12 protein-coding genes and 2 pseudogenes are annotated in these 11966 nt (G+C 71.6%); 6 read left to right on the top strand and 8 right to left on the bottom strand.

Annotated elements, in window-relative coordinates; translation table 11 throughout:
- Window positions 1-117 precede the first annotated feature (117 nt).
- Together ACWF9Z_RS15905 and ACWF9Z_RS15900 are read left to right on the top strand one after the other, a co-directional pair.
- Window positions 118-939, top strand: coding sequence for an MBL fold metallo-hydrolase (locus tag ACWF9Z_RS15905; protein WP_453602514.1), 822 nt, complete (start codon window positions 118-120; stop codon window positions 937-939).
- A gap of 95 nt (window positions 940-1034) precedes the next feature.
- Window positions 1035-1571: a DedA family protein gene (locus ACWF9Z_RS15900; protein WP_453602700.1), complete on the top strand. Its 537-nt coding sequence runs from the start codon at window positions 1035-1037 to the stop codon at window positions 1569-1571.
- Window positions 1572-1717: 146 nt separating this feature from the next.
- Here ACWF9Z_RS15900 and ACWF9Z_RS15895 read toward each other — a convergent pair whose 3' ends face one another.
- Together ACWF9Z_RS15895 and ACWF9Z_RS15890 are read right to left on the bottom strand one after the other, a co-directional pair.
- Window positions 1718-2938 carry an aminotransferase class I/II-fold pyridoxal phosphate-dependent enzyme gene (locus ACWF9Z_RS15895; RefSeq protein ID WP_453602513.1) on the bottom strand — a complete coding sequence of 407 codons (1221 nt, stop codon included), beginning with the start codon at window positions 2936-2938 and terminating at the stop codon, window positions 1718-1720.
- Window positions 2939-3073: 135 nt separating this feature from the next.
- Window positions 3074-3646: a TIGR03086 family metal-binding protein gene (locus ACWF9Z_RS15890; protein WP_453602511.1), complete on the bottom strand. Its 573-nt coding sequence runs from the start codon at window positions 3644-3646 to the stop codon at window positions 3074-3076.
- Window positions 3647-3918: 272 nt separating this feature from the next.
- Between ACWF9Z_RS15890 and ACWF9Z_RS15885 the strand changes: the two genes are divergently transcribed.
- Window positions 3919-4737, top strand: coding sequence for a methyltransferase domain-containing protein (locus ACWF9Z_RS15885; RefSeq protein ID WP_453602509.1), 819 nt, complete (start codon window positions 3919-3921; stop codon window positions 4735-4737).
- Window positions 4738-4895: 158 nt separating this feature from the next.
- On the opposite strand, the gene ACWF9Z_RS15880 is transcribed toward ACWF9Z_RS15885, so the two are convergent.
- Both ACWF9Z_RS15880 and ACWF9Z_RS15875 read right to left on the bottom strand, forming a co-directional pair.
- Complete coding sequence (locus ACWF9Z_RS15880; protein WP_453602698.1) at window positions 4896-5672, bottom strand: SGNH/GDSL hydrolase family protein; 777 nt, start codon at window positions 5670-5672, stop codon at window positions 4896-4898.
- 34 nt (window positions 5673-5706) lie between these two features.
- Window positions 5707-6276: a PadR family transcriptional regulator gene (locus tag ACWF9Z_RS15875; RefSeq protein ID WP_453602508.1), complete on the bottom strand. Its 570-nt coding sequence runs from the start codon at window positions 6274-6276 to the stop codon at window positions 5707-5709.
- 92 nt (window positions 6277-6368) lie between these two features.
- Between ACWF9Z_RS15875 and ACWF9Z_RS15870 the strand changes: the two genes are divergently transcribed.
- From ACWF9Z_RS15870 to ACWF9Z_RS15860, 3 genes and pseudogenes are all read left to right on the top strand, one after another.
- Window positions 6369-6899 (top strand): nuclear transport factor 2 family protein, encoded by a 531-nt coding sequence (locus ACWF9Z_RS15870; RefSeq protein WP_453602506.1) that lies wholly within the window; start codon window positions 6369-6371, stop codon window positions 6897-6899.
- Window positions 6900-7379: 480 nt separating this feature from the next.
- A pseudogene (locus ACWF9Z_RS15865) lies at window positions 7380-7706 on the top strand (tyrosine-type recombinase/integrase); the annotation flags it as partial.
- Between the two features lie 150 nt (window positions 7707-7856).
- A pseudogene (locus ACWF9Z_RS15860) lies at window positions 7857-8611 on the top strand (transposase family protein).
- 90 nt (window positions 8612-8701) lie between these two features.
- On the opposite strand, the gene ACWF9Z_RS15855 reads toward ACWF9Z_RS15860, so the two are convergent.
- The 4 genes from ACWF9Z_RS15855 to ACWF9Z_RS15840 all read right to left on the bottom strand — a co-directional run bounded on the left by ACWF9Z_RS15855 (window position 8702) and on the right by ACWF9Z_RS15840 (window position 11383).
- Window positions 8702-9151, bottom strand: a complete 450-nt coding sequence (locus tag ACWF9Z_RS15855; RefSeq protein WP_453602504.1) for a DUF6896 domain-containing protein — start codon at window positions 9149-9151, stop codon at window positions 8702-8704.
- Complete coding sequence (locus tag ACWF9Z_RS15850; protein ID WP_453602503.1) at window positions 9148-9417, bottom strand: ParB/RepB/Spo0J family partition protein; 270 nt, start codon at window positions 9415-9417, stop codon at window positions 9148-9150. The genes ACWF9Z_RS15855 and ACWF9Z_RS15850 overlap by 4 nt, the downstream gene beginning before the upstream one ends.
- 227 nt (window positions 9418-9644) lie before the next feature.
- Window positions 9645-9980 (bottom strand): hypothetical protein, encoded by a 336-nt coding sequence (locus ACWF9Z_RS15845; RefSeq protein ID WP_453602696.1) that lies wholly within the window; start codon window positions 9978-9980, stop codon window positions 9645-9647.
- A 155-nt stretch (window positions 9981-10135) separates the two neighbouring features.
- On the bottom strand, window positions 10136-11383 hold the full coding sequence (locus ACWF9Z_RS15840; RefSeq protein ID WP_453602501.1) for a helix-turn-helix domain-containing protein: 1248 nt from the start codon (window positions 11381-11383) through the stop codon (window positions 10136-10138).
- Window positions 11384-11966: the final 583 nt, after the last annotated feature.

Genomic DNA, 11966 nt, shown 5'->3' with positions numbered 1-11966 from the left:
GGCGAGGAGGGGGTCCCCCCACCTGGTTCCGGGCGGTTCCACCGGGCAGCCTTTAGGCTCGACTCGAGCCCGTTCGGCGCGCGGCCTGTGCGGGCGGGAAGCGGGAGGGGGGCACACGTGCCGGTGCAGGTCACCTGGTGGGGTCATGCCACGTGCACGGTCGAGGACTCCGGAGTCCGGCTGCTGACGGACCCGCTGTTCGCGCGGCGCCTCGCGCACCTGCGGCGCCGCCGCGGAGCGCCGCCCCCGCCGGAGGCGGCGGTCGCGGACGCGGTGCTCGTCTCGCACCTGCACTCCGACCACCTGCACCTGCCCTCGCTGGCGCGGATGGCGCCCGGGACCCGGCTGCTGGTGCCCCGCGGGGCGCGGCGGGCGGTGCCGGGTCTGGCCCGGATCGCGGGAGTGCGGGGTCTGGCGGTCACGGAGATGTCCCCGGGCGACGCGTTCTCCTTCGCGGGCGGCGGTGCCCGGGAGTCCGCGCGGGACGGCACGGGAGTCCGGGGACCGCTGCGGGTACGGGCGGTCAGCGCGCGTCACGACGGGAGGCGGCTGCCGTTCGGACCGCAGCGCGCGCCCGCGCTCGGGTACGTGGTGGAGGGCACGTCGCGGACGTACTTCGCCGGGGACACCGGGCTGTTCGACTCGATGGCCGACGAGGTCGGGCCGGTGGACGTGGCCCTGCTGCCGGTGGGCGGCTGGGGCCCCTACCTCGGCCCGGGACACCTGGACGCGGCGGGCGCGGCGCGTGCCCTGGCCCGGCTGGCGCCCGCGGCGGCGGTCCCGGTGCACTGGGGGACGTACTGGCCGATCGGGATGGACGCGGTGCGGCCGCACGAATTCCACGCGCCGGGCGAGGAGTTCGCGCGCCGCGCGGGGCTGGAGGCTCCCAAGGTGACGGTCCGGGTGCCCGCGCACGGCGAACGGGTGCGGCTGCCGTGACCGTACCCTCGGCCCTGTGGCAGCTGGCGGAAGCGGCCGGCCAGACCCCCTCCGAGTCCACCCAACAGGCGGTCGGATACCCGACCTTGTTCGTCATGGTGGCGTTGGGCGCGCTGGTGCCGGTCATTCCCACGGGCGCGCTGGTGAGCACGGCGGCGGTGGTGGCGTTCCACCAGGAGTCCTTTCCGCTGGGCCTGTTGCTGGTGTTCGCGGTCTCCTCGCTGGCCGCGTTCGTCGGGGACCTGGCCCTCTACTGGCTGGGCCGCCGGGGGGTCCACTCGCGCAACGGCTCGCGCTGGCTGGAGGTCCTGCGCCGGCGGGCCACGCCCGAGCGCCTCGGCCAGGCCCAGCGGAAGCTGGACGAGAACGGCGTCGTGGTGCTGGTGGTCTCCCGGCTGCTCCCGGGCGGCCGGATCCCGGTGATGCTCGCCTGCCTGCTGGCGGAACTCCCCCTGCGCCGCTTCGCCCGCGGCGCCGGCCCGGCCTGCCTGGCCTGGGCGGCGACCTACGGCCTGATCGGCATCCTGGGCGGCTCCCTCTTCTCGGAGCCCTGGAAGGGCGTGGCCCTGGCGGTGGCCCTCGCCCTGACCGTCAGCGCGGCCCCGCCCCTCTGGCGGCGCGTACGCCGATGACCGGCCGGTCCGGGCGCGGAGCCGGACGTCAGCCGGACGTCACCCGGACATCGGATCGGCCGGACCTCACTCGGACAGCCGCCGGACGGGGTCCGACCGGCATCAGCCGGAGATCAGCCAGCGATCAGCCGGAGATCAGTCGGAGATCAGTCGGACAGCCCGGCCAGGACCGATCGCAGCCGGTCCAGGGAGTCCCGTACGTACGGAAGTTCGAGGGGGTCGGTCGCGGTGAGCGCGGCGAGCCGTTCCTCCGGGGTCGCCCCCAGCAGCGGCCCCGTCGAGAGCCGGACCCGCAGGGCGACCGGCTCGTCGGCGAACCGCTGGCCGCCGGGGGTCGGGGCGCCGAGCCGCCCGCCCAGCCAGTCCTCCAGTTCCATCGCGTCGCCGACCCCGCTGCGGGCGAGGCCCGCGCGCAGCGGGGTCAGATCGGCGTAGAGGTGCCGGCCGGCCCGCGGCGGCCGGGCGAGCGCCCCGACGGCCAGCAGCTCACGGTGCGCGGCCGCGGCCACCGCCCCGTGCAGGGCCGCGGCCGCGACGGCGCGTCCGGCGACGGGGCCGGGCTCGTCCAGGGCGTGCGCGGCGGCCCCGGCGACCGGGCCGGCGACGAACGCGCCGGTCGCGGTGAGCACGTCCAGGGTGCGGGCCCGCAGCCAGGTACCGCGCGGGGTGCCGGGGAAGCGGACGACGGCGGCGGGCCAGCCGGCGGGGAGCAGCGCGCCGGAGAGGTCGAGCAGCACGGCGACCTCGTCGGGCAGCATCTCGGCGGGGCTGAGGACGAGCGTGTCCTGCGGCCGGTGGACGGTGTCGCGCCAGGTCTCGTCGCTGACCACGAACAACCCGGCGGACGCGGCGGCCTCGCAGGCCTCCCGCAGCAGCTCGGGCGGCGGCACGGTCGCGGTCGGGTCGTCGGCGACGGAGAGCAGCAGCACGCGCGGGTCGCCGCCCTCGGCGCGGACCCGGCGCACGGTCTCCAGGAGGGCGTACGGGTCCGGGACGCCGCCGCACTCGGCGGGGGTGGGCACGTGGTAGGCCCGCCGTCCCAGCAGTCGGACCTGCGGCGTCCACCAGGCGGGACAGGGCCGGGGCAGCATCACGTCGCCGCCGTAGGCGCCGAGCAGTGCGAGCAGCAGGGCGGGCGCGCCGGGTCCGGCGGCCACCTGGTCGGGATCGGTCGGCAGTCCCCGGCGGCCCCAGTGCCGGGCGCCGGCGGAGCGTACGGGTACGCCCCCGCCCGGGGGCTCGGGCGCGGAACGCCAGGCGGCGGCCGCGAGGACGGCGGTGAGTTCGGGCAGTACGGGCAGGCCGGGCTGCGGGGCGGGCGGACCGTAGCGGACCGGACCGCGGCCCTCGGCCGTCGTGCGCTGCATCCCCGACACCGCGCGCCACCTCTTCCTGCCGTCCCGCGGCCACCAACCCTGCCTTTATACGATAATTTGCCCCCCACCACCCGTTATCGGACCGCGGAACATTCGGACCGCGGAACGCCGGGCACCAGCGACGGCTCAGCCCTTCCTCCCCACCAGGGCGAGCAGGCGCGTCTGCGCGTCCGCCCCGGCCGGCACCTCCAACGGCGCATCGTACATACCGCTCGCGGCCAGCCCGCTGGCGTACGGCATGACCTCCTTGAGGGAGAACTCGACGAGGCCGTCCGGCAGCCGGTCGTCGGCGCCGATGGCCCGCGCGAGGTCCCAGGCGTGGACGACGCAGTCGGCGGTCAGCTCCGAGCAGTAGGCCGATCCGAGGGCCGGCCCGTACGAGAGCCGGACGGTGCGGTCCAGCGCGCCGGGTATCTCGAAGGCGACGTGCGCGGCGGCCGAGGCCCGGTCCCAGGACCCGGCCGGGTCCGTGCCGAGGACGTCGCCGGAGAAGGTGCTTCCGATGTCCTCGACCGTGCGGCCGTCCGTGACCATGGGCGGTATCCACAACTGCTCGGCGGTGACGTGGTTGACGAGGTCGCGCACGCTCCATTCGCTACAGGGCGTCGGCGCGTCCCACTGGGTGTCCGAGATGGCGTGCACGTGTTCACCGAAGAGCGCCAGCGCTTCGGCATGCCGCTCGAGCAGCGGATCCGGCATCGATCTCACCGTCCTTCACCGGGGTCGTCCCCTCCCCGGGGTTCACTCTCCTCGCACCTGATCCGCTCTGCCACTGACCTGCCACCCACCTGCCCAACCCCCTTGGGGGGCAGCGCCCGTGTCCACATGTCAAAACATATATCTCATATGCCGAACGGATCCCTTACGGTGAGACCAACGCTTCGACAGCACCCTCCACGGCACGTCGACGGCGCTTCGACAGCACTTCGACAGCAGCTCGACAGCACTTCGACGACGAAGGAGCCACGGCCATGAACGCCTCCCACGAGACCGCCGTCTACACCCACGGACACCACGAGTCCGTCCTGCGCTCGCACCGCTGGCGCACGGCCCGCAACTCCGCCGCCTACCTGATCGGCGCGCTGCGTCCGGGCATGGACGTCCTGGACGTGGGCTGCGGTCCGGGCACGATCACGGCGGACCTGGCGGAGCTGGTGGGGCCGGACGGCCGGGTCACGGCGGTGGACGCGGCGGCCGACGTGCTCGGGCAGGCCGCCGCGCACGCGAAGGAGCGGGGCGTGGCGAACATCGAGTTCGCCACGGCCGACGTCCACGCGCTGGACTTCCCGGACGACTCCTTCGACGTGGTCCACGCCCACCAGGTGCTACAGCACGTGGGCGACCCGGTCCGGGCGCTGCGCGAGATGCGCCGCGTGTGCCGGCCGGGCGGGATCGTGGCCGCGCGGGACGCCGACTACGCGGCGATGACCTGGTACCCGCGGACGCCGGGCCTGGAGGAATGGCTGGACCTGTACCGGCGGGTGGCCCGCGCCAACGGCGGCGAGCCCGACGCCGGGCGCCGACTGCGCGCATGGGCCCGCGAGGCGGGCTTCGCGGACGTGACCTGCACCGCGACCTCGTGGTGTTACGCGACCGAGGACGAGGCCGCGTGGTGGTCCGCACTGTGGGCGGACCGTACGACGGACTCGGCGTACGCCGGCATCGCCACCGGCGGCGGACACGCGACGGAGCCCGAACTGAGGGCGATCGCGGACGCGTGGCACGCCTGGGGACTGTCCCCGGACGCCTGGTTCTCGGTCCTGCACGGCGAGATCATCGCCCGCGCCTGATCACCGCGCCGGAGCCCTGGTCCCGGATCCGGGACCAGGGCTCCCCCTGGCCCCAGACTGCCGCGGCCTGCCGACCCGCAGGCCCGTAGGCCCATAGGCCCATAGGCCGTGACAGCACGGGCAGGGCGGGCAGGGCGGGCAGGGCGGGCAGGGCGGGGCTACGCGCCCACGGGGCCGCGTACGGGGAGCAGCTCGGGCCGCTTCGCGCTGCGCCCGTCGCCCGAGGAGCGCCCGCGCAGCCGTCGGCCGATCCAGGGCCCGGCGAACCCGACGGCCCACCGCAGTTCCGCGGCGGCACCCCGCAGGCCCGACGGAGCCAGGGGCGGCGGCCCCGGCAGCGGGCGGGTCCACGCGTCGTCGCTGCCGGGCAGTTCCAGGGCGTGCGCGACACCGGCGGCGATCATGGCGTGGCCGAGCGGCCCCGCGTGCAGCCGGTCCGCGCTCCACATCCGGGGGTCGGTGCACGCCTCGTACAGCGCGAAGTCGGCGACGGCCACCCCGTGCCGCCCGGCCGCCTGCCGTATCCGCTCGTTGAGCGCGTGGACGCGCGGGGCCGCTCCCTTCGCGAGCGGGACGAGCTTCGCGATGTCGGGGAAGGTGACGGTGGCGACGCGGGCGCCCTGCGCGGTGAGCGCGGCGAACATCGCCTCCAGGTGCCCGGCGACCTCGTCGGCGTCGAACTGGGGCCGCAGCACGTCGTTGACGCCGGCGACGACGGTGGCCAGGTCGGGACGGAGCGCGAGGGCGGGCTCCAGCTGCCCCTCGCGCACCCCCGCCGCGAGCCGGCCCCGCACGGCGAGGTTGGCGTAGCGGAGATCGGGTTCGTACGCCGCGATCAGCTCGGCGAGTCGGTCGGCGCACCCGCGCAGCCCGGTGCGGTCGTCCCCGTCGCCGACTCCCTCGCTCTGGCTGTCGCCGAGGGCCACGTAACGCAGGGGGTGACGCCCCGGCCCCGGGGGGTCACGCCGTTCATCGCTCGGCACGGTCGGCCCGCCTCTCGCTCAGGATCTTCGTGGTGCGCTCGTACCAGGCCCCGTTGGCCCGCTCGAACTCCAGGCCGCGCAGGCAGGTCAGGTAGGGGCCGATCCGTGCGCCGTGGCGCAGGAACTCCTCCTCGGTGCGCTCGCCGCGCATCGTGCGCAGCAGTGCCTCGAACAGCTCGACCTTGGCCTGCGCGAAGGTGATCCGCTGCGCGAGCTGCGCGATCAGCTCCTGCGTGTCGACGATCTCGGCGGCCTGCACCTTCACGAGCAGGTCGTCGCGGATCGCCACGGGCTTGGTGGTGGTGGCCGTGAAGCGTTCCAGCTCGGCCAGCCCGGCGACGGTGACCTTGAAGAGGCGCTTGTTGGGCCGGGTGTCCTGGACGACCTCCCGGCCCGCGATCAGGCCGCCCTCCTCCAGCTTGGCCAGCTCGGCGTAGACCTGCTGCGGCAGGGCATGCCAGAAGTTGGCCACGCCCGTGTCGAATGACTTGGCCAGCTGGTAGCCACTCAGCTCCTCGTCGAGCAGCGCCGCCAGTACGGCATGGCGCAAAGCCATCGGTCCGCCTCCTCGGGGGTCTGTTCACGAACGCCCGGCCCATGATAGTCAAGAAAATGACTAATCACATCGGTGACTATCGAGGAGACGCCATGAGCACGGACACGAGCGCGGACACGGGCAGGGTCACGAGCGCAGGCGCGAGCGCAGGCACGACCACCCACCCGACGGCCGCCGACCGGTTCCGCGCCGCCGTAGCCGCCCAGGACCTGGCCGCCCTCGAGGCCCTGTTCACCGAGGACGTCCGGCTCAACAGCCCGGTGAAGTCGAAGCCGTTCGAGGGCAAGCCGGCGGTCATGGCCCTCTTCCGCGTACTCCTGCGCACCTTCGAGGGCTTCCACTACGTCGGCCACTTCGAGGGCAGGGCCGAATCCGCCGCCGCCGGCGCCGAGGGCACGGAGGGCCCGGCCACCGTCCTGCCCTTCCGCACGGTCGTGAACGGCCGCCAGGTGCACGGCATCGACATGCTGCACCTCGCCCCCGGCGGCCTGATCAGCGAGATCACGGTGATGATCCGCCCCCAGACGGCGGTCATGGCCGTCGGCGAAGCGGTCCTCGCCGGCCTGATAGCGGACGGCATCCTCCCGGCCCCGCCGGCCGAGACCGCCACCCGGCCCGCCTGAACCGCCCGGCCCCCGACCGCGCCTCGGGGCCCGGCGTCCGACGCCGTCGAGCCATCTACACCCTCAACCACGCCCTGACCGGCCCGGCACCCACTGGCTCGACGGCGATCACCCCGCACGTGGAGGTCGCTCCCGCACTCAACCCCGCCGCTGCCCCCGCTGCCGACTTGGCGCCTGGCGTAGCACTCAGAGGGCGGTTCGTAACGTGATGTCCATGTCCGGGTGAGGTAGGTCGGCGCTGCTGGTCGCGGTGGGGTCGGCGCTATGGCTTCCTGGTGAAGCTGCCGATGTCGATCTCGGTGAGGATGGCGAGCTTGGCCAGGCGTTTCAGCTTGGCGCGGGTGCCTTCGACGTCCTTCGGCAGCAGTTCGTGGCCGAGGAGATCGCAGACGTCCTCGGCCCGCAGTGGTCCGGTCGCCTCGTTGAAGACGGCGAGGAGATGGGGGTAGTCCGGGTGCTCGGGCAGGTCCGGCGGCGCCGGCGGGAGGGCCGATCGATCCCGCGAACCTCAATCGCAGCTTCCGTGCACTCCTCGATCGGGCCGGGCTCCGCCGCATCCGCTTCCACGACCTACGGCACTCCACCGCCACCCTGCTCCTGGAGCAAGGCGTCGAACTCGTTGTGATAAAAGAGCTCCTCGGCCACGCCCACATCGGCGTCACCGCCACCGTCTACGCCCACGTCAGACTCCGGCTCCAGCGGGACGCCATAGACCTCCTGGGCCTCACCCTCCGGCGCTCCGACGAAACCGCCGGCCAACCCGACGACCCTGACGAACCGCCACCCTGCGCAGCACCCATCCGCTGACGTTGCCGTCAACTACTGCCGTCAGACACTGAGCCTTTTCCAACCTGCCTGCGATGTCGGGCCGTTGATGCTCAAGGTCTGTACGCAACGACGAAGCTCCTGGCAGACGGGTTCTCGACCAAGATCACCCATGTCCGCCAGGAGCTTCGCGTGCTTGTCTACCCGTCGTCGATCGATCTGTCCAGCCGTACCCTGCGCCACCTGACCGAGCAGCTCGCCGTCCGGCAGCGGGAGATCGGCACGCGGTGGCGGCGCCTGCCGGCCGGCCGCCAGGCCCTGCTTGCCCTGGCCCATCTGCGGTGCGGCGACACCTATGCCCAGCTCGCCGCCGGGTTCGGCATCGGGATCGCGACCGTGTACCGCTCCATACGCGAGGCAATCGAGGTCTTGGCCGCTCTCGCCCCGACCCTGGCCGAGGCGATGGAGACGGCCCGGACGAAGGCATACGTGATCCTGGACGGCACGCTGCCGCCGATCGACCGGATCGCTGCCGAAACCCCGTACTACTCGGGCAGGCACAAGCGGCACGGCACGAACGTCCAGGTCCTCACCGACCCGTTCGGCCGACCGCTCTGGGCATCGCCGGCCCTTCCCGGCTCCACCCACGACCTGACCGCTGCCCGAAGCCATGGCATCGTCGACGCGCTCGCCGCCACGGGGCTGAAATGCTGGGCAGACAAGGCATACCGAGGCACCGGCCGCCACATCCGAGTCCCCTTCCGGGGCCGCCGACTCAAGCGCTGGAAGCGGCGGCACAACAGCAGCCACGCCAAGATCCGCTGCGTCGGAGAGCAAGCCATGGCCGTCCTGAAGGGCTGGCGCCTACTGCGGAAACTCCGCTGCAGCACAACCGGATCACCGGCATCGTGAAGGCCGTCCTCGTCCTCCACCACACCGCAACCTGAGGTTGGAAAAGACTCACTCCAGCACATGCCAGAGGCCCCACCGGAAGATCGACCGGTGGGGCCTCTGGCGTACCTGCTCTATTGCAACGCTTAGCCCTGACTATCGCCTATCAGTTGACCATCAGTAGATTGCTCAGGTTTCACCGAGAACCATCCTTCACGGACCTCTTCGAGAGTCCCAGATGAAGCCATGCGACGGCACTCCTGGATCAACTCATCTGCCGTGACCTTCGAGGCAAACCCCCGGCTCAAGGAGAATCTTTCAATTCGCCACGAATCGAATACAGGGGTTCCATCGACAAGGAAGTCGACATCGATTTCACGACCATCACTCGATACAAACAGGCAACCGTTCCCGTGCACTGCGTACTCGATCCCGCCCGAGGTTGATCCTGACTTTGACAGCTCATGTGCACGCACACGCCTCACGATCGCCGCCAGACTCGAACCCAGGTCAGGGATGCTTCGGAGGACTTCCGACTGAACACGAGCCAGGGCCTCAATGTACTCCGCCACTTCGGTGGATACGTTGCTCATCATCTGTACCCCGGCCTCCTGTGGCGGTTCACGAGTTTATCGGGCCCCACTTCAGCCCATGCAGTAATCACATCGTCGATGCCGCCCGAGTAGCGGGCTATCAGTTCCTGTTCCGGCACAACCTGATATGGGACATCGATCCCCGCACGCTTGGCCGCTGCGACACGGTGGTGACCGTCCAGGATGTACAACTCGTCGTTATGCTGCGCAACCTTGATTGGGTCACCCTGCCAGCCACCTTCCTTCATGGAAGCCGTCAGGTTGTCCACGTTCCGTTTGGATGCATTACCGGAAAGTGCTTCAGTTCGCTTGAGACTGAAAGGATCTGCGGTTCCACAATTGTGAACCAGGACCGGTGTGGCCCCCGCCAGCACATAGTACGTGTGCTGGCAGCCCCTCCTCTAGCTGCTTTTATGCAGGTGGGGAGGGGTTTTGGCGTCCACTGTTGTCCGTGGTTGTGCGCCGGAATCCGTGGTTGTTGCCGTCGCTACTGCCGTCAGGAGCCGGGGTTCTCGGGCGGGTCGGGGATGCGGTCGCCGCGTGATTCGGCGACCCGGAGCGCGTCCGCCAGGGCTTCGGTCAGCCGGCAGGCGAGCCACCGGTATTCGACGGCCGACAGCTCCTTGGCTCCGGGGGCCACGACCTTACGGGCGTACCCGAGGAGTTCCTCGCCCATGTCGAGTTGTACTTCCTCGATGCTGTCGGCGAGTGAGGAGAGGTAGCCCCTGCCGTCGGTGCTGAGGTAGCAGGGGTTCCCGTCCTGAGTCGTCCACGGCAGTAAGCGAGGACCGGTCACGCCTGCTGCCGCGTCGTGGAGATCTCTGCGGCGCATGCGGTCCGCGTCGGTCCTGGATGTGCTCACCGTGCACCCCCACCTGGGTCGCCGAATGGAATACGGCGACCGTAGGGTGCGACGGTCCGTCACTCCATCCATCAGGCATGCCAGTTGGCGACGGAGGGTGCCGGAAGTATCGCGTTGCGTGGCACCTATCCGACGACGGCCAGGTAGGAGGCCATGTCGCGCATCTCGGCGGTGAGGGTGCGCTTGCGCTTCTTCAGGATCTCCTGCATGGTCTCGGCGGCCATCCGCTGATGCCTCAGCCACTCCGGGGATGCACGGCGGACTCCGGTCAGCTCGTCCATCGCCGCGGACAGGTCGTTGGTCCGGGCGTGCGCGCGGGCCACGTCCAGGCGGTGGCGGTTCCAGTTTTCGCCGCTCGGCCGCCCGGCGCTCTTCCACGCCTTGGGTGACATGGCGTCCTCGCCGGATTTGCGGACGACGGCGCGGGCGTCTCCCACGATCATGTCGTCTTCCACGCCCTTCATGCCGACGGTGAGCGGCCCGAAGGTCGTCCAGTGCCGGAAGAACGAGCCGGTGTACTCCCGTCCCACGGCGGATGCCGCCGTGTTCGCGACGCGGTGGTAGTGGCGGGCTTCCTGGGGCCGGTTGTTGCGGCCTGCGGCAGCCGCGGCGCGCAGTGCCAGCCATCCCCATGCCGCGCATTCGTCCGGCGTCGCGCGGGACAGTCTCGGTTCGATCAGGTCGGCGGTCTGGGAGGCGAGCTGTTCGGCTTCGTCCAGCCGGCCCTGGCGCAGGAGCAGCCAGCACATCCCGATCACGCCGGATGCCCCGGTGAGTGTGTCCCCGGCCCGGCGTGCGTCGGTGATCGCGCCGGCCAGGGCGGTGTAGGCGAGGTCGTACTGCCGTACCTGCGTCAGGTACCGCCCGGCCAGCTGCAATGCCTCGGCACGGGCCAGGAGCGCCTGACTGTGCTCCTCGCCACTGTCGAAGTGGACGACCGCGCTGTTCGCGTCCCGCAAGAGCGCGGGCAGTTGGGATGCGACGCTCTTGTAGCTGTCGGAGTGGTAGAGCACCGCACCGTCGTGGACCGTACGGCGGAAGCGGCGCAGGTTCGGCTCCTCCTCGGCGCTCTCTCCGTCGGAGTCGGTGAGTCCCACTGGTGGGGTGAGGGCCGCGCGGAGTTGGATCAGGTTGACGCGGTTCGGGTCCTCCGAACGGCCCACGGGCTCTGGAGCGTCCGGCGCCAAGAGCGTTGCTGTGGTTAAGCTCAGCGCGCGGGCGAGGGTGTGAAGGGTTTCCATGCGGACCGTGCCACCCTGCTCGACCTTGCGCACCGTCCCCGGCGAGACGCCTGCGGCGTGGGCCAGTTCTTCCTGGCTCATCCCGGCCCGACGCCGGTACTTACGGACGTTGTCCGCCAGTTCCGTAGTCATGCTGACCACCTCCAGCGCCACGGTACGCCGGTCCGACGAGTCAACCGAGGGCTATCCGGGAGATACCCGCCCGAAGCGCTGACCCACCACCGCGCTTGGTGCCGAGCAGGTGTCCACACCCGGCAGGGCCGAGCCGCCAGCAGAATTGGGGCCTGAGTGGGAGGGGTCCCTCGTCGGTCGGGCAGCTTCGCCGTACCAGGGTTCCCCGGGGGCCGCCAAGGCTCACCTCGTGACGCTTGCGCTTGGCCTTGGCGGCCCCCGGGGGTTCCTGGTACGCCTCCGGGGGCCGGGCGACGAGGGACCCCTCCCGCGACCAGACCACCCATCACCACGACGGAGCTGCACCCGAACTCGGCCTCTTCCCCCTCGGAGAGAGGGCCGGGGCCTGGGGCAGAGCCCCAGAACAGTGCCTGCTGGTGGTGTTGCGCGCTCGGACCAGCGGGGCCGCCGGCAAGCGGGGCGGAGGCAGGAGCGGGCGGCGGCCCCGAGGGGCCGGAGTGCGCGCGGCCCCCGCCACGCGGGCCGCGGGTTCCACTTAAGAAACACAGTTCCGCTAGCTTGGTCACCCCATAACCCGCGGCCG

The organism is Streptomyces sp. NPDC054961, assembly GCF_053609145.1.
The sequence above is the reverse complement of the archived record's forward strand: the minus strand, read 5'-3'. Positions and strand labels throughout refer to the sequence as shown.

Coding starts and splice junctions, on each gene's coding strand:
- ACWF9Z_RS15900 (WP_453602700.1), top strand. CDS start 1,035: ATGGTGGCGTTGGGCGCGCTGGTGCCGGTCATTCCCACGGGCGCGCTG.
- ACWF9Z_RS15895 (WP_453602513.1), bottom strand. CDS start 2,938: ATGCAGCGCACGACGGCCGAGGGCCGCGGTCCGGTCCGCTACGGTCCG.
- ACWF9Z_RS15890 (WP_453602511.1), bottom strand. CDS start 3,646: ATGCCGGATCCGCTGCTCGAGCGGCATGCCGAAGCGCTGGCGCTCTTC.
- ACWF9Z_RS15885 (WP_453602509.1), top strand. CDS start 3,919: ATGAACGCCTCCCACGAGACCGCCGTCTACACCCACGGACACCACGAG.
- ACWF9Z_RS15875 (WP_453602508.1), bottom strand. CDS start 6,276: ATGGCTTTGCGCCATGCCGTACTGGCGGCGCTGCTCGACGAGGAGCTG.
- ACWF9Z_RS15870 (WP_453602506.1), top strand. CDS start 6,369: ATGAGCACGGACACGAGCGCGGACACGGGCAGGGTCACGAGCGCAGGC.
- ACWF9Z_RS15855 (WP_453602504.1), bottom strand. CDS start 9,151: ATGATGAGCAACGTATCCACCGAAGTGGCGGAGTACATTGAGGCCCTG.
- ACWF9Z_RS15845 (WP_453602696.1), bottom strand. CDS start 9,980: ATGCGCCGCAGAGATCTCCACGACGCGGCAGCAGGCGTGACCGGTCCT.
- ACWF9Z_RS15840 (WP_453602501.1), bottom strand. CDS start 11,383: ATGACTACGGAACTGGCGGACAACGTCCGTAAGTACCGGCGTCGGGCC.